The sequence below is a fragment of the Burkholderia lata genome, from assembly GCF_902499335.1.
Lineage (GTDB): Bacteria > Pseudomonadota > Gammaproteobacteria > Burkholderiales > Burkholderiaceae > Burkholderia > Burkholderia lata_B.
Genome location: NZ_CABVQK010000026.1, coordinates 1 through 20432 on the forward strand (window position 1 = coordinate 1; position 20432 = coordinate 20432).

Here is a 20432-nt window from a genome sequence, read left to right on the forward strand (position 1 = left end):
ATAGATGTACTACGCTGTCTCAGGGTGGGTCAGATTTAGATGAAATCGGTGGGTTAAGACTCGGTGGAAATCAACACTCAAGTTGAAACATTGTCAGCATGGGCGCATCGATGGGCGCGCGCCTTTCCAAAAGGGTCAGGCTTGGCTGCCAACTGGTCGGCGCGGTCGCAAGAATGGGATGCGGTCATGGTCGCTGCGACGGCATTGATTGACAGCGGCGCAGTGCAAAGCATACTCAGCGCGTCATATAGCGGCGTACTTGTGGATGAGTACCAAGACTGCACCGTCGCACACCATGGACTCGTGCGCGCGCTTTCGCACCACCTGCCTTGCTACGTCTTTGGCGACCCACTGCAGGCAATTTTTGGCTTTCGTCCGCTGGCAAACTGGCACACGGACACCTTGGCAGTCTTTCCTCCAGCCGGCGTACTAGATACGCCTCAAAGATGGATTCGCACCGGTAATGCCGCCCTTGGTGCGTGGCTCATCGACCAGCGGGCAAATTTCCAAGCCGGCGTCTTCGATTTCCGCGGCGCACCGAGCTGCCTAGAATGGCAGCTTTGCGCTCCAAGGCTCCCCGCCCAGCAGCTCGCCGGCTCTTGCTCGATTCGGGCTCCCGACGGAGAGACGCTCGCGATTATTCACTCAAGCGTCGATGAGGTGCGACGCGCGGAGCTGGCCAAAGCCATCCATGCGACTACGGTTGAACCTATTGGAGGCAAAACAGAGTGCAACTTTTACGAGAGCCTCAGGACACGAAGCGGTATCGAGCGCGTCAATGCCGTTCTCGACCTAATGGGAACAGCCTACGTGGGTGTTGGAGCGGCGAACAAGAGAAAGCGCGTCGAATCGTTGCTGACAAACCCTAACCGCATCCGAACGCCTGCAACGCCAGCGGAGCTCGCCTTGAGCACAGTTGCCCGGAGTGATTCGCTGACAAACGTTCTCGATGCAATCCGGTGCGTTGAAAGCGAGAACGGTGTGAATATGGCGCGACCAGAACTGATGTACTCGGTCAAATCGGCACTGCAACTGTGTGCAGAAAATCCTGCGCTACAGCTCGACGACGCGGCATTCCAAGTTGCAAGCGCTCGTCGCGAGAAAGGACGAATCCTCCGCAATAGGTCTGTAGGCAGCACTCTGCTTCTAAAGGGTCTGGAATTCGACCATGTCGTCATTACGCCGGACGCCTGCGAGAATCGCCATCATTGGTACGTCGCTCTCACTCGCGGAACAAGGTCAGTTCGCGTCTTGGCGCCGAGCGAGAACTTCAGCACCTAACCAGCACACGTCCAGTTCGGTCAACTCGACCTTGATTTTCTGGTCGTGCGTCGGAGCATAACAAAGCTAGGTACTCGGCGATGGAGTGGACAAAATCTCATTGCGCTTTGCTCGTACCCCGTTTATTTTCGTTACGTCGCCATCTGGTATTAGCCGAGGAGTCGCCATAGTGCCCGCAATCAGTACACCGGGAATCGAGCGCAAAGCCACGCCCCATACCGCTGTGTTACTACCCGGCTATCGGGACAAGACAGACCTCAAGTCCGGGCTGATTCATGCGGAGGACGTCCTCGCGGATGCCTATTACAACGGCCCAACTTTAGACAATCTCGGGGTAACGTGCCGCGCTCATATGCGCATTGGCGCCGAGTTGCCGTTCTATGAGGTGGCTTACCGGGGGAACGTCTATCGGTTACTGGCCAGACCAGTAGCAAAGCAGAGCGCAGGCTTCCGCGATGCGGAGGTGAAATACGAATTAGTGCGCACATGGGCGCCCGGCCTGCGGGTAGACGGCTGGTTCTTGTCGCCGCCGGCTGGAGTGCCCAACACGCCGCGCTCGCTCATAGAAGAACTCCAGACTACGATAGCCGTCGACTTCGGTACACGCGAAGACTTCCTGGTCGGAGCCTATAGCATTTTTCACTATCGTCTCGATAACCAAGGCCGTTATCCGCAAAGCCTTCAACCACCAGGCTACACATTGCGCGAAATTCTGCTCGCGAGCGTGAACGGCGAGGGTGCCTTGAGCACACTGTATGAGACTCCGAAATCGACCAACGTCGAACTGTGGACGATGTTCCTGCGTCAGTTGGAGTTCAAGGACCGGTCACAGCTCGTCGACTACGCCAATTCTGGCATGGCCGTACAGGAGTTTGGAGCAGTGGGGGCCGCGGCAATTCGCGAAGCACTCACGTTGCGTGAAGGCAACGCCATCTCCACGCGTCCGATGAACGGTCAGCGATTTCTCGAAGCCTTTCCGCCGAGCAAACTTTCCAACGAGTTCTCGCGAGATGTTGGCCGCAGCGCAGACTTCCTTTGACGAATCTCATGCATACGAGCCACGACCAGCTGTTTGACTTGGACACCTACCTCGATGAGGAAGTGCTGCAGGCGTACACGGCCTATCAGCCTGAGGCGCTGAACAAGTGGACCACGGAGAAGGAGACATCCACCCTCGGCCTCGACGGCTCAACGGCGCGTGCAATGTCCACCGGCTTCCGGGGCGAGGACGGTCCTATCCAAATTTACAACGCGTGGGCCAAGAGCCAACTGCTCCATGCCACAGAAAGCCCGGGACTGGTAGCAGGGTTGGGCACCAGGGATGGATTCGAAGAGTGGCATCGTCACCTTACCAGCACGCTCGTTGCTTACTGGCGGAAGCGCGTCACGGCGAACAACATGAAGCTTGAGAGTCGCGAAGGCGTCGAGTTCATTGCTGTAAATCCGGAGCTGAGCGTCGCGCACCGGTACAAGATGGTCGACCTCTTTGTGCGCTACCTGCGCGTCCAAGGAACCGAGCATCCAGAGCTCGCTCGGCATTGCTTCGAGTTCGGACATATTCCGCTGGACCGCAAAAGCCTAGCGGTCATCAGTGCGGCATTCAGCGGCATCAGCGTAGGCAAGAACTTTAGCATGGGCAACGTCGCGACTGAATCGATGTACCGGACGCAGCAGCGCCTCGCGCGCGCCATTTGTGAGCGCGCCGGCGGCACGCCTCTTCTGCTCGACGTATTCTCGCTTAAGAGCAAGTTTGCCGACGCGCTGTACAAGAAGCTTCCGCCCGCGCCCTCTCGTAAAAAGAAAAAGCGAGAGCCGCAGGCGGCTTAAGTCACCATTTGTATGTGGCGCCGCATACCGCCACCGCCGTTTTCGGCCCAACAGCGGTCGTGTAGTCTCATTTGGCTACGCGTTCGCCCGAATCCCTATAACAGCGCATTTGAGCAATAGATGCCCATCATTCAGCACCGTCACATCTATGAAGGTCTCACCCGGTGGAACTATTTTCCGAACCAGAAAGCGCCGGTGGGAGAACTTCCTCCGAGCGTATCGACGCGACAGTTCACGCCTGAAGTAGCGGCACTGGTCGCCTCCTACGAAGAACCTAGGGGCCGACGAGGTTTTCGCTACGACGACGTCTCGTATTTGATGACGCGCCACAACAACGTCCCGCGCGAACTCGCTCTAATTCACCCTCGCCCGTATGCTCGGTTAGCCAGCAAAATATGGGAACACTGGGATGAGCTAGGTGCGCTTACGGACAGTGAGAACAGTGCCATCAAGCCCGAACAGCACCAGGACGGTCGCATGTTCATCATGAATTACGAGGACGCCCAAACCCGTACGGCAACTGCGCTTGAGACAAGCTTCGCGAAGCGGTTCCGCGTGGAAACGGATATTGCCGGCTGCTTTCACAGCATCTACTCTCACTCGATTCCGTGGGCGACCGTCGGATTTGAAATCGAGAAAGCCCGAGTGCGGGACAACGGCCCTCAGCATTGGAGCAATGAGCTAGACAGCCTCCAGATGGTCGCTCGACGGGGAGAAACGGTGGGTTTGGCTATCGGACCCGGCACCTCAAGTATTCTCGTCGAACTAATCCTTGGTCGCGTTGACGACAAGCTTCGCCAAGCCGGCTTTGTTTTTCGTCGATATATTGACGATTACATCGGATATTGTGAAACGCACGAGAAGGCAAATGAATTTTTGACTATACTCGGGGCGGAGCTCGCCGCGTACCGACTGCGACTGAATTTGCAAAAGACTACTATCGTCGCACTCCCGGAACCGCTCGTGGAACCTTGGGTCGTTGCGCTCGGCTCGGAGCTCAATAGTAGAGTCGCACGTTCTGACGACGGCACGACCCGCATATTCGTTTCCGACGCCATCCAGTATCTTGATTTTGCGACACGCCTAAACAATGAAACTCGCGATGGCAGCGTCCTTAAGTACGCTGTTGGTTCGCTACTTCCACACCTCGATGACGACGGACTTTCCAGCGTAGCAAACTACCTTGTAAATTTGAGCTGGCATTACCCTGCACTATTGCCTTATCTCGAATTCTTAGTGCAAGACGAGCGTGAGTTGCTCGCTCCATATAGCGAACATATAAGCGCGATTATTGTTGAAAACGCTAAACACCGTCGGTCGGATGGCATGGCTTGGCCACTGCATTTGGCCAAGCGAGCGAACATTCGGCTTAGCCCGGAAGCGATAGCGAGCGTCATAGCGTCGAGAGATTGTGTCGCGTGTACATTACTCTTCGAGCTTCATCAGGCAGATGACGCGGTTACTGGGTTCGCAAGAGAAGTATTAAATTCGGGGTATCACGAGCGCGACCAACAATGGTTACTGCTTTATCAGCTTTACTATCACGAGACCATCCAACGACCCGATGACGAATTAAGCTTCGATATTTTGCGCCAACACAATGTAAACTTCATCCCAACCGACTCGAAATTGACTGATGCGGAAGAGTATTGTCAATATATCGACAATCCATTTCGAGACGATATCGAGCCGATACTGACGCTACCGGAATGGGTCGCAGAGAGGAATCAGCAAAATGCCGCTCACGCGCAAGCACGGGACCCACTCCAGGAATGATGGCGGGTCCTCTGCTTGCGGTTCGCTAGACTGCTTTTTTGGGATGTCGCGCTAAGTTCTTGCAGCTATTTGAACTAGAAGCTGTTTTCGTATGCCGAAACGGCATCGTTGCGCCGAGCAACATACAAGCCGTAACGTAAATCATCGAGTACAACCACCAACTTACCGCTATGCCACACACCATAGCCAGAGAACAATATGTAAAATAATCAATACGTTGCATACTACAGCTATTACTCTCCGAAATATAAACGCTGACGAACTCCCGGAATTCGACCGTCACGTGCTCGAGATGCTGCGCGAGCCGCTGGAGGCCGGCCGCATCACGATTTCACGCGCGGCCCAGCAAGCCGACTTTCCGGCCGCGTGCCAGCTGATCGCCGCGATGAATCCGTGCCCGTGCGGCTGGCACGGCGATCCGTCCGGACGCTGCCGCTGCTCGCCCGACGTCGCCGCGCGCTACCTGCGCAAGCTGTCGGGGCCGCTCATCGACCGCATCGACATCCAGATCGACTTGCCCGCGCTGTCGCCGGCCGAGCTGGCGACGCGCGTCACGGCGCCCGGCGAACCGAGTGCCACGGTCGCCGCGCGCGTTGCGCGGGCGCGGGCGCTGCAACTCGATCGGCAGGGCAAGACGAATCACATGCTGAGCGGCCGCGAGACCGACGACCTGTGCCGGCCGACCGACGAAGGCGAACGGCTGCTGCGCGAGGCCGGCGAGCGCTTCGGCTGGTCGGCGCGCGCGTATTACCGCGTGCTGAAGGTCGCGCGGACGATCGCCGACCTGGCCGGCGACCCGCTGCCGACGGCCGCGCAGATCGCCGAAGCGATCCGCTACCGGCGCGCGCTGACGGCGCTCTGAACGCCCTCGGAGGACAAAATCCGGCTGTCAAGACTTGACTTATGCACAATTCCGCGAATCCGGCCCCGGATCGGGGCTCGACGGGACCTTTGCGGCACGGAATCCGTATCTCGTTGTTTTAATTGATTTTTCTCAAAACGCGAGCGGGCGACCAAACGGGCCGGAAGGCCGACCCGCGCGGCTTGGCGGGCAATCCGGGCAACTTTTCAACAAAGTTATCCACATGCGCTGTGGATAGCCGAAAAAACCTCGCAAAATCCGGCGACTAGCGTCGAAAGCTGCGAATGAACTTTCAGTTGTCACAGAGTGTCTCAGCGCCCTCGCCGACCGCCGTCAGTCGAGTTTGAACGACCCGAAAAACTGGTCGAGCTGCTCCTGTGTGAGCGGCCCGTCGGCAATCACGACGGCCTGGTACGCGTGCCGGCCGCGCGCGGCGAGCCGCGCGACGATCGTCTTGTGCGTGCGATCGCCGCCCGCGGCCGCGCCCGCGATACGCAGCTCGAGCCCGTTCACCGCGCCGCCGGCCGCGAGCGGCACGGGCACCGACGCCGTTTGCGGCGCGCCTTCGAGGTTGCGGGACAACCCGGCGCGCAGGAATTCGAGCGCCGCGCGGCGCGTGTCGTCACGGTCGTCCGACAGCGTCAGCGTGCCGACTGCAAACACCGCGCCGTCGACGTGCGCGGCCTGCATCCGCATCGGCATCGACACGCCGCCGATCGCCACCGGCTGCTCCTCGACGGTCGGTTTCGCCGGCAGGTCGATCGTATAGCCGGCGTCGTTGTGCAGCGTGCGCCAGTCGTACGACGGCGAGCACGCGGCCAGCGCGACGCTCATGCACGCGAGCGCGGCGAAGTGTCGCAGCGGACGAAAAAGGGGGCGCAACGAAACGGTGACTTCCTTCGGCATGGCGTGGATCGGGCAGGCAAAACGGGCATTATCCGCCGAACGTGAATTCCGGGATGCGTGGCCGCCGCCGGTACGCGCGCCGCATTCGCGCTAAAATGAGCGCCGAATTTCGATGTCCTTTGCATTGATCCGCGTCATCGACCGACTCCGAGAGCACCAGATGAACACCACGCCCCCCGCCCGCCGCAGCGCCGGCCCCGTCCGCTACATCGTCGCCGCCGTTGTCGTCGCGGCGATCGCCGTCGCCGGCTTCTTCGCGTTCAACGGCAAGTCCACCGTGCCGGACGCCACGTTCACGCTGCTGTCGGGCCAGAAGGTCTCGACTGCAGGCGACCTGAAAGGCAAGGTCTATCTCGTGAACTTCTGGGCGACGAGCTGCGCGACCTGCATGCAGGAAATGCCGCAGATGGTCGATACCTACAACCGCTTCAAGGGTCAGGGTCTGGAATTCGTCGCGGTCGCGATGAACTACGATCCGCCGATGTACGTCGCGAACTACGCGCAAACGCGCCAGCTGCCGTTCAAGGTCGCGCTCGACGACGGCAGCGTCGCGAAGCAGTTCGGCAATGTGCAGCTCACGCCGACGACCTTCGTCGTCGACAAGGACGGCAAGATCCTGAAGCGTTATGTCGGCGCCCCGCAGTTCGCGGAACTCGACGCGCTGCTCAAGAAGGCGCTCGACAGCAACGCGGCCTGAGCGCCGCCCGATCCGGCTCGAAGGGCCGCGCACCGCGCCCTTCCCCGCACGACGGACCGCACGACCGGGCAACCCGGTTCCGCGGTCCGTTTGCTTTTCAGCGCTCGGTTTCGCCTTTCGCCGACAGCCCGTAGCGCTTCATCTTCTCGTACAGCGTCGCCTTGCCGACATGCAGCCGGTCGGCCGTCGCGGCGACCGCGCCGCCCGTCTGGTTCAACGCCTCGGCGATCACCGCGCGCTCGAATTGCTCGATGCGCTCCTTCAGCGTCTGCTCGTTGTCGGCCTCGTCGCCGCTCGCGCCCGTCTCCTGCGGCATGTCGGCCACGCCGAGCACGAAGCGGTCGGCCGCGTTGCGCAGCTCGCGCACGTTGCCGGGCCAGTCGCGCTGCATCAGGCTCGCGCGCTGCCGGTCGGTCAGCACCGGCGCGGGCCGCGCGTAACGCACGGCCGCATCGAGCATGAAGTGCTCGAACAGCGGCACGATGTCCTCGCGGCGCTCGGCGAGCGGCGGCAGCGCGATCGTCACGACGTTGAGGCGGTACAGCAGGTCGCGCCGGAACGTGCCGGCCGCGACGAGTTCGCTCATGTCGCCCTTCGCGGCCGCGACGACGCGGCAGTTCACGCGGATCGGCTGGTTCGAGCCGAGCCGCTCCAGCACGCCGTCCTGCAGCACGCGCAGCAGCTTCACCTGCAGCGCGAGCGGCATGCTTTCGATTTCGTCGAGGAACAGCGTGCCGCCGGACGCATATTCGAGCTTGCCGACGCGGCGCTTCGCGGCGCCGGTGAACGCGCCGGGCTCGTAGCCGAACATCTCCGACTCGAACATCGGCTCGGGCAGCGCGCCGCAATTCACCGCGATGAACGGCTTGTCGCGACGCGGCGACAGCTCGTGCAGGCTGCGCGCAATCAGCTCCTTGCCCGCACCGGTATCGCCGTTGATCAGCACCGACGCATCGGTCGGCGCGACGTTCGCGATCAGCTTGCGCACCTGCTCGATCGCGGGGCTGCGGCCGATGATGCGCGGCGCGACGACGTTCTGCCCGGCCAGCTCGCGCCGCAGCGCGTGGTTCTCGAGCACGAGCTCGCGCCGCTCGAGCGCGCGGCGCACCGTCTCGATCAGGCGTTCGGCCGCGAACGGCTTTTCGATGAAGTCGTACGCGCCGTCGCGCATCGCCTGCACGGCCATCGAGATGTCGCCGTGCCCCGTGACGAGGATCACGGGCACGTCGGGCACGCGCTCGCGGCACTGCGCGAGCACGTCGAGCCCGCTCGCGCCGGGCAGCCGGATGTCGCTGACGATCGCGCCGGCGGTATCCGCGACGATCGCCTTCTCGGCCGCTTCGGCCGACTCGAAGCCGGCGACGTCGAACCCCGCCAGCTGAAGGCTCTGCACGCTTGCCCGGCGAACGAGCGCGTCGTCTTCGATATAGATCACTTGCAGCCGGTTGGCCATCGTACTCACTTGCTCCTGACGGGCCGCGCGGCGGCAGCGCGCGCGGCGTCGTTGATACCGATCGTGCGCCGATCGGGCGGGCGGCGTGGCGCGTCTAGCGCGAGCCCGCCGGCTCGGACACGGAGTCCGGATGATGCGTGCGGGCGCGCCGCAGCGTCAAGACGAACAGCGCGCCGCCCGACGGCGCGTTGCGCGCGGTCAGCGCACCGCCCGCGTCACTCGCGATCGACGACGAGATCGCAAGACCAAGGCCAAGCCCGCGCCCCATTTCCTTGGTCGTGAAGAACGGCTCGAACAGGCGCGGCAGCAGGTCGGGGGCAATGCCGCTTCCGTTGTCGCGCACCTCGACCGCGAGCGTGGCCGCCGACACCGCGATCGTCACCTCGATCGCCGGTGCCGAGACGCCGGCGACCGCGTCGAGTGCGTTGCCGAGCAGGTTGATCAGCACCTGTTCGAGGCGCAGGTCCTCGCAACGGGCGACGAGTTCGGGATAGTCGCGCGCCAGGTCGAGCGGCGCATCCTGCGCGGGCGACACGGTCGCGTCCTGCAGCGTCAGCGTGAGCGTGACGCCGCGCAGCCGCTCGTCGAGCAGCGACAGCACGCTGCGCAGCGCGCGCACGACGAGCGCCCGCTCGTTGCGCGGCTTCGCGCGGCCGACGAACAGCTTCAGCTGGTTCGTGATCTTGCCCATCCGCTCGGTGAGCGCGGCGATCGCCTCGAGGTTCTCGCGCGCGGCCGCCTGCTCGCCGCGATCGAGCAGCACGCGCGTGTTGTCCGAGAAGCTGCGCAGCGCCGCGAGCGGCTGGTTCAGTTCATGTGTGATGCCGGCCGCCATCTGGCCGAGCGCGGCGAGCTTGCTCGCCTGGATCAGCTCGTCGTGCGCGGCGCGCAGCTCCTGCTCCGCGCGGATCCGGTCGCCGACTTCCTTCTGCAATTGCTCGTTCGCTTCCGACAGGTCGGCCGTGCGCTCCTCGACGCGCCGGTTCAGCTCCGCGTACGCCTGCTGCAGCAGCGCGCGGCCGCGGATCATTTCACGCACGCGCGCGCGGCGCATCCGCCAGTAGAACGCGAGCAGTGCGACCGACACGAAGCCGAAACCCGTGACGATCGTCGCGTTGCGCGCATCGGCGTCGACGGGCGCGATCGGCGCGAGCGTGACGAGCAGCCAGTCGGGCTCGCCGATCCGGCGTTTACTCGCAAGGTAGCGCGGCGCGCGCAGGCCGGGACCGAGGCGCACGATCTCCGCATCGGGGCCGAGCACCTGCTCGATGCGCAGCGGCAGCGGCGTGACAGGTTGCTGCGCGTACTGGCGCGTCTCGTAGATCGACGCGGCGACGGGCCCCGTGAGCGGCCGCAGCGTGTGGTACTTCCATGCGGGCACCGACGACAGGAACACGACGCCGTGATCGTCCGCGACGACGAGCGGCTCCGACGCATCGGCGCCCTGGAACCATTCGAGGTTGAGCTTCACGACGACGACGCCCGCGATCTTGCCGTCGCGCCACACGGGCTGCGAGATGTAGTAGCCGGGGTCGCGCGAGATCGTGCCGATCCCGAAGAAGCGGCCGACCTGGCCGTTCATCGCATCGAGGAAATACGGGCGAAAGCGGTATTCGATCCCGACGAAGCTGTCGGGCGCGCGCCAGTTGCTGGCGGCGACGCACAGGCCGTCCGCGCCGATCACGTAGGTGACGGTCGCGTGCGCGTGTTCGTTGAGGTCTTCGAGATAGCGATTGACGCGCGCGGTGTAGTCGGCGCGCTTCGGCTCGGCGAGCAGGTCCTGCACATACGGATGGCTGCCGAGCAGATACGGCAGCGATTCGTAGCGGTCGAGCGTGCTCTTGAGCGCGTTGGTGGTGCGGTCGACGCGCACCGCGGCGTTGCGCTGCAGCTCGGCGACGCCGCGCCGCCAGGTGATCGTCCACGTCAGCGTGCACGCCGCGGCGAGCGCGGCGGCAAGCACGACGAGAATGAGCAGACGGCGCGTCACGGTCGAGGCTTCCTGGCGATGCGGATCGCCTATTGTGTCATAGGCCTCCGCCTCTCCGCCTCGACCGCCGCGGGCCGCGCCGCCGGCGGGCGGTGCCGCCGCCTGCTCCTTCATGGCGTCAGACGCCGGCCGTCTCGGTCGGCGTAACTTCGCCGCCGCCCTTCAGCGCCTGGCGCAGCTTGTTGCGGTCGAGCTCCTTCTCCCAGGCCGACACGACGACCGTCGCGACGCCGTTGCCGACGATGTTGGTCAGCGCGCGGCATTCGCTCATGAAGCGGTCGATACCGAGGATCAGCACCATGCCCGACAGCGGGATCGTCGGCACGACGGCGAGCGTCGCGGCCAGCGTGATGAAGCCCGCACCCGTGACGCCGCTCGCGCCCTTCGACGTCAGCATCGCGACGGCCAGCAGCGTGAGCTGCTGCATCCACGTCAGTTCGATGTTGGTCGCCTGCGCGATGAACAGCACGGCCATCGTCATGTAGATGTTGGTGCCGTCGAGGTTGAACGAATAGCCGGTCGGCACGACGAGGCCCACGACCGAACGCGAGCAGCCGGCCTTCTCGAGCTTTTCCATCAGCTGCGGCAGCGCGGCTTCCGACGAGCTCGTGCCGAGCACGATCAGCAGCTCTTCCTTGATGTAGGACACGAAGCGGATGATCGAGAACCCCGTGAAGCGCGCGATCGTGCCGAGCACGACGAGCACGAACACGACCGACGTCAGGTAGAACGTGCCGATCAGCTTGAGCAGCGGCACCAGCGAGCCGACGCCGTACTTGCCGATCGTGAACGCCATCGCGCCGAACGCGCCGATCGGCGCCAGCTTCGTGACGATGTGCACGATGCCGAACAGCACGCGCGTGAGCCCGTCGATGAAGTCGGTCACGACCTTGCCGCGCTCGCCGAGGTGCGCGAGCACGCTGCCGAACAGCAGTGCGATCAGCAGGATCTGCAGGATCTCGCCCTGTGCGAACGCATCGACCATCGTGTTCGGGATGATGTGCATCAGGAAGTCGACCGTCGACTGCCCGTGCGCCTTCGCCGCGTACGACGCGACGGCCTTGCCGTCGAGCGTCGCCGGATCGATGTTGAAGCCGACGCCCGGACGCAGGATGTGCGTGGCCGCGAGGCCGAGCACCAGCGCGAAGGTCGACACGATCTCGAAGTACAGCAGTGCCTTGCCGCCGACGCGGCCCACCTTCTTCATGTCCTCCATGCCGGCGATGCCGGTGACGACCGTACAGAAGATGATCGGGCCGATCACCATCTTGATCAGCTTGATGAAGCCGTCGCCGAGCGGCTTCATGTCGGTGGCGAGCGCCGGGTAGTAGTGGCCGAGGATCACGCCGACGATGATGGCGAAGATCACCTGCACATAGAGCACTTTGTAGAAGGGTTTCTTCTTCACGATGGTTCCTGCAGAAGTAGATGAGCCGATGGAAACGGCGTCACGCGCGCGGACGAATGTCACAGGGGAGATTCACTCGCCCGCGCGGCTGCCGTGCCGCAACAAGCGATGCCTCAGGACGTCCGGAGGGGGAGGAAGGCAGTGGTCATCGATTGTCTCCTTGCTTGCTGTAGTAGTTCGGCCGGGGGATGGCCGTGCGTTTTATATCGCAAGGTCGATGCCAGGTTTCCCGAACCCCTCAAACCGTTGTTTTCATTGTATTTCTCATAATGCGGCAGGCAAGGAAATCCGGGATTCCGGATTTCCGGAAAATATCCGTCCGGCGATCCGGACGGATACGCTTATTTGTATGATTAATCAGTGCTGCACGGCGCGACCGGCCAGCACGCCCGTCTGCGCGTAGAACTCCTGCTGCGCGAACGCCTCGCGCTCGCGCCGCGCGCGCTCGCCGCGATCCGCGAGCGAACCGACGACGATCCCGATGAATGCGAGCGGCACCGACACGAGCGCCGGGTTGTCGAGGAACACCGGCGCGTGCGCGTGGTGCAGCACGTCGACCCACACCGACTTCGACAGCACCGTGAGCGCGACCGCCGACACGAGGCCGAGGCCGCCGCCGAGCACCGCGCCGCGCGTCGTCATCCCGCGCCAGAAGATCGACATCGCGAGCACCGGGAAATTCGCGCTCGCGGCCACCGCCGCGACGAGGCCGACCATGAACGCGACGTTCACGTGCTCGAACAGGATCGACAGCCCGATCGCGACCGCCGACAGCGCGATCGTCGCCGCACGCGAGATGCGCATCTCGACGCGCTCGTCCGGCTTGCCGCGCGCCCACATCTGCGCGTACAGGTCGTGCGAGATCGTCGTCGCGCCGGCGAGCGTCAGGCCCGCGACCACCGCGAGGATCGTCGCGAACGTGACGGCCGCGATGAACCCGTAGAACCAGTTCCCGCCGACCGCCTGCGCGAGCTTCACCGCGACCATGTTCGAGCCGCCGAGCAGGTCGTGCGTCAGGTTGAACGTGCCGTTCGCGCCGAGCTTGAAGAACTCCGGATGCTGCGCGAGCAGCACGATCGCCGAGAAGCCGATCACGAAGGTCAGCAGGTAGAAGTAGCCGATGAAGCCGGTCGCATAGAGCACCGACTTGCGCGCCTCCTTCGCGTTCGGCACCGTGAAGAAGCGCATCAGGATGTGCGGGAAGCCGGCCGTGCCGAACATCAGCGCGATGCCGAGCGACAGCGCGTTGGCCGGATCGCGGATCAGCTTGCCGGGGCCCATGATGGACAGCGCGCCCGGATGCACGGCCACCGCGCGGCGAAACATCTCGTCGACGCTGAAGCCGAATTCGCTGAGCGCGAGCACGACGAGCAGCGTCGCGCCGCACAACAGCAGCACGGCCTTGATCACCTGCACCCAGGTGGTCGCGGTCATCCCGCCGAAAAACACGTAGACGACCATCAGCACCCCGACGATCAGCTCGGCCGTGCCGTACGACAGCCCGAACAGCAGCTGGATCAGCTTGCCCGCACCGACCATCTGCACGACCAGGTACAGCACGACGATGGTCAGCGAATTCGCGGACGTCAGCAGCCGGATCGGCCGCTGCGCGAAGCGGTACGCGACGACGTCGACGAACGTGAACTTGCCGAGGTTGCGCAGCGGCTCGGCGATCAGGAACATCACGAACGGCCAGCCGACCAGAAAGCCGATCGAGTAGATCAGCCCGTCGAAGCCGAACATGAACACCATGCCGGAGAGCCCGAGGAACGACGCGGCCGACATGTAGTCGCCCGCGATCGCGAGCCCGTTCTGCAGCCCGGTGATGCCGCCGCCGGCCGTGTAGAAGTCGCGCGTCGAGCGCGTGCGGCGCGCGGCCCAGCGTGTGAGCGCGAGCGTCGCGAACACGAACGCGAAGAACATCCCGATCGCGACCGGGTTCAGTTCGACCTTGTCGGGCATCGGGCCCGCGACCGATACGGCATGCGCGGTGGAAGAAACGAGAGCGAATGGAATAACAAGCGCACCGGGCGCGATCGAGGTAAGTCGCATGTCTGCCTCCGTCACGAACGCTGCAGGATCGCGTCGACGCGGCGGTCGAACGCACGGTTCGCGCGCACCACGTAGCACGCGGTCAGGCTGATCGCGACCAGGATGATCGCGACGCCCGTGGCGATCCCGACCGTCGTCGTCGCACCTTGGTACAGCGGCGCGGCAAGCACGTGCGGCGCGAGCGCGACGAGCAGGATGAAGCCGTAGTACGTGGCGATCATCAGCGCCGTCAGCGTGAAGCTGAAGCGGCGCCGCGCACGCACGAGCTGCTGGTAGTCACGGCGCGCCGTGACCGATTCGATGACGGAAAGCTCCATGGTGTCTCCATGTTCACCTCGTCGTTGCGAGGCGTATTTTGTGGATAGTCGGCGCGCAATCCGAATCCGCCCGCGCCGCGGCGGTCAAGAACGACTTACACGACGCGATCTGCACGCAGCCGCGCGACCTCGTCGGCCGACATCCCGAGCCAGCCGCCGAGCACCGCGTCCGTATCGGCACCGAGCACCGGCGGCGCACCGCGCACCGGCAACCGCGCGCCGTCGAACCGATACGGCGGCGCAAGCACGTCGACGCCACCCGCGACCGGATGCGGCTGCCGCGTGACGAGCCCCGCGCTCGTCGCGCGCTCCGACTTCAGCGCTTCGTGCAGCCCGAGCACTTCGCCGCACGGAATGCCCGCATCCGCGAGCGCCGCGAGCAACGTCGCGCGCGACCGGCGCGCGAGTTCGCCGCGAATCTCGGGCAGCAGGTCGGCGCGGTTTTCCGACCGGCCAAGGTTGGTCTTGTAGCGCGCATCGGCCGCGAGATCGGGCCGCTCGATCGCGTCGCAGAAGCGCGCGAACTGCGTGTTGTTGCCGACCGTGATCACGAGCGGGCCGTCGGCCGCGTCGAACACGCCGTACGGCACGATCGACGGATGCGCGTTGCCGTAGCGCGGCGGGTCCTCGCCCATCAACAGCGCGTCGAGCCCGTAGTACGCGGTGATCATCAGCCCGCAATCGAACAGCGCCATCTCGACGCGCCGCCCGCGCCCCGTCGCATGGCGCTCGTACAGCGCGGCGAGGATCGCCTGAGCCGAATACATGCCGGTGAACAGGTCGACCGCCGCGACGCCGAACTTCAGCGGCGGCTGGCCGGCCTCGCCGTTCAGCGCCATCAGCCCGGCCTCGCCCTGCACGACGAGGTCGTAGCCGGGCCGCGCGGCCTCGGCGCCCGAACGGTCGTAGCCGGAGATCGCACAATGCACGAGGCGCGGATTCAGCTCGGCCAGCGCGTCGTAGCCGAGCCCGAGCTTTTCCGCGCCGCCGAACTTGAAGTTGTGAAGCACCACGTCGGCCTGCGCGGCCAACTCGCGTGCGAGCCGCCGCCCTTCTTCCGTCTGCAGGTCGAGACAGATCGAGCGCTTGCTGCGGTTCACGCTGTTGAAGTAGGTCGTCTCGGTGTCGCCTATCCTCAAGCCCCAGTCGCGCGTGTCGTCGCCGCGCGCCGGATGTTCGACCTTGATCACTTCCGCGCCGAAATCGGCGAGCACCATCGCGCACCACGGGCCCGCGAGCACGCGCGAGAAATCGAGCACCTTCACGCCGGCCAGCGGCAATGCGCGCGATTCGTTCGTCATCCTTGTCTCCTCCATTCGCGTGGTTCGCTTTTACTGTTTCGACAGCGCGATGTAGCGCGCGAGATGGTGATCTTCATCACCGAGCTGGTGATCGATCATCACGAGGCGCTTCGCGTAGTGCGACAGCGGCAGCTCCCACGTCATCCCGATCCCGCCGTGCAGCTGGATGCTCTCCTCCGCGACGAGCGTGCCGATCCGGCCGATGCTGGTTTTCGCCGCCGCCAGCGCGCGTTCGCGCACCACGCGCGGCGCATCGAGCTGTGCGGCCGCGTTGATCACGGCCGAGCGCGCCTGCTCGACTTCGAGCAGCAGGTCGGCCATCCGGTGCTGCAGCGCCTGGAAACTGCCGATCGGCAAGCCGAACTGCTTGCGCGTGCGCAGGTAGTCGAGCGTGTACTCCTTCGCGACGTCCATCGCGCCGAGCGCTTCCGCCGACAGCGCGAGCAATCCATAGCCGAGCACGCGTTCGAGCAGCTCGGAGCCCGCTTCACCGTCGTGCGCGCCGAGCGCGGCATCGGCCGGCAGCGCGACGCGCTCGAAGCGCACTTCGGCCGCGCGGCCGCCGTCGATCTTCTTGTAGTCGCGCAGCGATACGCCCGGCGCGTCGGCCGACACGACGAACAGGCCGATACCGGCCGCATCGTCGTCGTGCCCCGACACGCGCGCGCTGACGACGAAGAACGCCGCCTGCGCGGCCTGGTCGACGACGCCCTTCGCGCCCGTCAGCACCCAGCCGTCGCCCGAGCGTTCGGCGCGCGTGCGCACGGTCGTCAGTTCGTAGTGCGAGCCCGGCTCGTCGTGCGCGAACGCGGCGCTCGCGCTGCCGTCGATCAACGCGGCGAGCCGGTCGCGATGCGCGGCGGCGCCGGCAAGCGACAGCGCGCGGCCCGCGAGCAGCGCGCCGAGGAACGGCTCGACGACGAGCCCGCGCCCGAGGCATTCGAACACCACGGCGATGTCGAAGCCCGCGCCGCCGAACCCGCCGTCGGCTTCGGAAAACAGCGCACCGACGGTGCCGAGTTCGGCAAAGCGCCGCCACATCGCGCGATCGAAACCTTCGGCCGACTGCGCGATGCGATCGCGCACCGGGAACGCGTACTGTTCGGCGATGAAGCGGTTCAACGTATCCGCCAGCATCCGGCGGTCTTCTGTGTGCTGGAAATCCATCGTCGCGTCCCTCGTTACAGCCCGAGCATCATCTTCGCGATGATGTTCTTCTGGATTTCGTTCGAGCCGCCGAAGATCGACAGCTTCCGGTTGTTGAAATACTGCTGCGCGGCGCTCGCGGCTTCGTCCGGGCCGACCGGCTCGCCGTCGTAGTCGGCATCGAGTGCTTCCTCGACGAACGGCTGCGCATACGGCCCCATCGCGCGCCGCATCAGCGCGGTGATCTCCTGGCGGATCTGCGTGCCGCGGATCTTCAGCATCGAGCTTTCCGCGCCCGGCGCGCCGCCGCCTGCGACCGCGGCCAGCACGCGCAGGTTGGTCGTACGCATGTTCTCGAGTTCGATTTCCACACGTGCGACGCGCGCCGCGAAGAACGGATCGTCCGCGAGCGGCCGCCCGTTCTTCGTGACCTTCGCGGCAACCGCGCGCAGCCGGTCGAGCGCGGCCGTCGAGAAGCCGATTCCCGCGATGTTGGTGCGCTCGTACGTGAGCAGGTATTTCGCGTAGGTCCAGCCGCGGTTCTCTTCGCCGACGAGGTTTGCCGCCGGCACGCGCACGTCGGTGAAGAACACCTCGTTCACCTCGTGCTCGCCGTCGAGCGTGATGATCGGGCGGACCTCGACGCCCGGCGTGTTCATGTCGATCAGCAGGAAGCTGATGCCTTCCTGCTTGCGCACGTCGGTCGCGGTACGCACGAGGCAGAAGATCATGTTCGCGTAGTGGCCAAGCGTGGTCCACGTCTTCTGGCCGTTCACGAGGTAGTGCTCGCCCTGCGCGTCGATGCCGCGCACCGCGCTCGTCTTCACCGCCGCGAGATCGGAACCGGCGCCCGGCTCCGAGTAGCCCTGGCACCACCAGTCGGTGCCGTCGAGGATGCGCGGCAGCCAGTGGCGCTTCTGCGCTTCGTTGCCGTACTTGATCAGCACGGGGCCGAGCATGTTCACGCCGAACGGCACGATGCGCGGCGCACCCGCGAGCGCGCATTCGTTGTCGAACAGGAACTTCTGCGCGACGCTCCAGCCGGGGCCGCCGTATTCGCGCGGCCAGTGGCTCGCGAGCCAGCCGCGCGCGTTGAGGATGGCATGCCATTCGCGCATGTCGTCGCGCGTGAGATGCAGGCCGCCCTTCACCTTGCGCGCGATGCGCTCGGGCAGTTCGGCTTGCAGGAAGCGCTGCACTTCCGTGCGGAAGGCTTCCTCTTCGGGAGTGAAATTGAGGTCCATCTTCGGTCCGTGGCGAATGCGGTGGGCGTTCAGTCGATGCGATTCAGGCTCGCGAAATCCGCGCCGCGCGCGACGAGATCGACGAGCAGCGGCGACGGCTTCCAGAACAGCGGATCTTCCTTCGCGAACGCGCGGATATCGGCGAGCACGTTCGCGAGGCCGACCGTGTCCGCGTAATGCATCGGGCCGCCGCGATAGCGCGGGAAACCGTAGCCGTACAGGAACACCGCATCGACATCGAGCGGGCGCAGCGCGATCTTCTCGTGCACGACGTTCGCGCCTTCGTTGATCATCGCGGCCAGGTAACGGCGCATGATCTCGTCGTCGGTGAACGTGCGCGGCGTGACGCCCTTCTTCGCGCGCTCTTCCGCGACGATCGCGTCGACTTCCGGGTCCGGCGTGCCGACACGCGCGCCGTCCGGATACAGGTAGTAGCCGCGCGCCGTCTTCTGGCCGAACCAGCCGCGCTCGCACAGCCGGTCGGAGATCTCGACGTAGCGCGCCCGCGGGTCGCGCGTCGCCGCGCGGCGCTTGCGGGTCGCCCAGCCGATGTCGCCGCCCGCGAGGTCGACGACCTGGAACGGCCCCATCGGGAAGCCGAACTCGCGCACCGCGCGATCGATCTGGTACGGCGACGCGCCGTCTTCCATCAGGGTGTCGGCCGCCGTGCGATAGACCGCGAGGATCCGGTTGCCGATGAAGCCGTCGCACACGCCCGCGCGCACCGGCGTCTTCTTCAGCTGCTTCGCGAGCGCGAACGCGGTCGCGACGACGTCCGCGCTCACGCGCGCCGGCACGACGATCTCGAGCAGCTTCATCACGTTGGCCGGCGAGAAGAAATGCAGGCCGATCACGTCGGCCGGCCGGTCGATGCTCGCGGCCAGTTCGTCGATGTCGAGATACGACGTGTTGGTCGCAAGCACTGCGCCCGGCTTGCACGCGCGCGCGAGTTCGGCGAACACGGCCTGCTTCACGGCCATGTCCTCGAACACGGCCTCGATCACGACGTCGGCCTGCGCGAGCGCGTCGTACGACGTGCTGCCCTTGAAGCGCGCGAGCCGCGCCGCGTGCGCGGCCGGCGTCATCCGCCCTTTCGCGACGAGGCCGTCGTACACCTTCTCGACGTGCGCTCGGCCACGCGCGAGCGATGCTTCGTCGCGTTCGATCATCGTCACCGGCAGCCCGGCATCAAGCGCCGCGACCGCGATGCCCGCGCCCATCGTGCCGCCGCCGACCACGCCGATCCGCTCGACCGGCCGCGCGCTCGCGCGCCGCGCCTCGGGCGCCTTCGCCGCTTCGCGCTCCGCGAAGAACGCATGCACGAGGCCCGCACGCTGCGGGCTGTCGATGCACTGCAGGAACAGGCTGCGCTCGAGCTTCATCCCCGCGTCGAACGACTGCGTGAGCGCGGCCTCGACCGCGTCGACGATCTTCGCGGGCGAGAACAGGCCACGCGATTTCTTCGGCAGTTCCGCGCGCGCCGCATCGATCGCGGCCTGCGCGGCCGCGCGGTCGGCCAGCCCCTGCGCATCGCGCGTCCGGCGCACCGGTGCGCCGAGCGATACGAGTTCCTGCGCGTACGCGAGACCTTCGGCGAGCGTGTCGTCGCTGTGCGCGACGCGGTCGACGAGGCCGAGCGCGAGCGCTTCGTCGGCGCTTGCGTGACGGCCCGTCAGCATCAGGTCTAGCGCGGCCTTCGCACCGATCAGGCGCGGCGCGCGCTGCGTGCCGCCTGCGCCCGGCAGCAGGCCGAGCGTGACTTCAGGCAGCCCGAGCTTCGCGCCGGGCACCGCGAGCCGGTAATGCGCGGCGAGCGCGACCTCGAGGCCGCCGCCGAGCGTCGCGCCGTGCAGCGCGACCACGACCGGCTTCGTGCCCGATTCGATCCGCTCGCACACGTCGGGCAGCGACGGCGGCACGATCGGCTTGCCGAATTCGCGGATATCGGCGCCCGCGATGAAGTTGCGGCCGGCGCCAACGATCAGCACCGCGCGGATCGCGTCGTCGGCCTGCGCGGCGTCGAGCGCGTCGGCGAGGCCGCGCCGCACGTCGGCGGACAGCGCGTTGACGGGCGGGTGGTCGATCGTGACGACGAGCACCTTGTCGCGCCGTTCGCGCGTGACGGTGCCGGCCGGGCCGGTGGGGGAAGCGGGTGAGTTCATCGTGTCTCCT

The 20432-nt window shown here is 65.2% G+C and carries 15 protein-coding genes and 1 pseudogene; 6 read left to right on the forward strand and 10 right to left on the reverse strand.

The window, feature by feature from the left end:
* Positions 1–63: 63 nt before the first annotated feature.
* The 5 genes and pseudogenes from BCO18175_RS39100 to BCO18175_RS39120 form a co-directional block, all read left to right on the forward strand.
* A complete protein-coding gene (locus BCO18175_RS39100) occupies positions 64–1281 on the forward strand; it encodes a UvrD-helicase domain-containing protein (protein WP_174989011.1) in 1218 nt (405 codons plus the stop codon).
* A gap of 169 nt (positions 1282–1450) precedes the next feature.
* Entirely contained in the window at positions 1451–2320 is an 870-nt protein-coding gene (locus tag BCO18175_RS39105) for a hypothetical protein (RefSeq protein ID WP_174989013.1), read from the forward strand.
* A gap of 8 nt (positions 2321–2328) precedes the next feature.
* A complete protein-coding gene (locus BCO18175_RS39110; protein ID WP_174989015.1) occupies positions 2329–3108 on the forward strand; it encodes a hypothetical protein in 780 nt (259 codons plus the stop codon).
* A gap of 120 nt (positions 3109–3228) precedes the next feature.
* Entirely contained in the window at positions 3229–4884 is a 1656-nt protein-coding gene (gene drt4 / locus BCO18175_RS39115; RefSeq protein ID WP_174989017.1) for an antiviral reverse transcriptase Drt4, read from the forward strand.
* Between the two features lie 256 nt (positions 4885–5140).
* Positions 5141–5746 (forward strand): annotated as a pseudogene (locus BCO18175_RS39120) (ATP-binding protein); the annotation flags it as partial.
* A gap of 333 nt (positions 5747–6079) precedes the next feature.
* Here the strand turns inward: BCO18175_RS39120 and BCO18175_RS39125 are convergent.
* Positions 6080–6652, reverse strand: coding sequence for a hypothetical protein (locus tag BCO18175_RS39125; protein ID WP_174989019.1), 573 nt, complete (start codon positions 6650–6652; stop codon positions 6080–6082).
* 160 nt (positions 6653–6812) lie between these two features.
* Between BCO18175_RS39125 and BCO18175_RS39130 the strand changes: the two genes are divergently transcribed.
* Complete coding sequence (locus tag BCO18175_RS39130) at positions 6813–7349, forward strand: TlpA disulfide reductase family protein (RefSeq protein WP_174971544.1); 537 nt, start codon at positions 6813–6815, stop codon at positions 7347–7349.
* Positions 7350–7446: 97 nt separating this feature from the next.
* Here BCO18175_RS39130 and BCO18175_RS39135 read toward each other — a convergent pair whose 3' ends face one another.
* The 9 genes from BCO18175_RS39135 to BCO18175_RS39175 form a co-directional block, all read right to left on the reverse strand.
* Positions 7447–8802, reverse strand: a complete 1356-nt coding sequence (locus BCO18175_RS39135) for a sigma-54-dependent transcriptional regulator (RefSeq protein ID WP_174989076.1) — start codon at positions 8800–8802, stop codon at positions 7447–7449.
* A gap of 94 nt (positions 8803–8896) precedes the next feature.
* A complete protein-coding gene (locus tag BCO18175_RS39140) occupies positions 8897–10906 on the reverse strand; it encodes a sensor histidine kinase (RefSeq protein ID WP_174989021.1) in 2010 nt (669 codons plus the stop codon).
* A 4-nt stretch (positions 10907–10910) separates the two neighbouring features.
* Complete coding sequence (locus BCO18175_RS39145) at positions 10911–12200, reverse strand: dicarboxylate/amino acid:cation symporter (RefSeq protein WP_174989023.1); 1290 nt, start codon at positions 12198–12200, stop codon at positions 10911–10913.
* A 357-nt stretch (positions 12201–12557) separates the two neighbouring features.
* Positions 12558–14252 (reverse strand): cation acetate symporter, encoded by a 1695-nt coding sequence (locus tag BCO18175_RS39150; RefSeq protein ID WP_174989024.1) that lies wholly within the window; start codon positions 14250–14252, stop codon positions 12558–12560.
* An 11-nt stretch (positions 14253–14263) separates the two neighbouring features.
* The gene (locus tag BCO18175_RS39155; RefSeq protein WP_174916216.1) at positions 14264–14569 is read right to left on the reverse strand and encodes a DUF485 domain-containing protein; all 306 of its coding nucleotides are present in this window, start codon (positions 14567–14569) and stop codon (positions 14264–14266) included.
* Between the two features lie 95 nt (positions 14570–14664).
* The gene (locus tag BCO18175_RS39160) at positions 14665–15870 is read right to left on the reverse strand and encodes a CaiB/BaiF CoA transferase family protein (protein ID WP_174989026.1); all 1206 of its coding nucleotides are present in this window, start codon (positions 15868–15870) and stop codon (positions 14665–14667) included.
* Between the two features lie 30 nt (positions 15871–15900).
* Positions 15901–17037, reverse strand: a complete 1137-nt coding sequence (locus tag BCO18175_RS39165) for an acyl-CoA dehydrogenase family protein (protein WP_174989028.1) — start codon at positions 17035–17037, stop codon at positions 15901–15903.
* A gap of 14 nt (positions 17038–17051) precedes the next feature.
* Positions 17052–18260, reverse strand: a complete 1209-nt coding sequence (locus BCO18175_RS39170) for an acyl-CoA dehydrogenase family protein (RefSeq protein WP_174989030.1) — start codon at positions 18258–18260, stop codon at positions 17052–17054.
* 29 nt (positions 18261–18289) lie between these two features.
* Positions 18290–20422, reverse strand: a complete 2133-nt coding sequence (locus BCO18175_RS39175) for a 3-hydroxyacyl-CoA dehydrogenase NAD-binding domain-containing protein (RefSeq protein ID WP_174989032.1) — start codon at positions 20420–20422, stop codon at positions 18290–18292.
* Between the last annotated feature and the right edge of the window lie 10 nt (positions 20423–20432).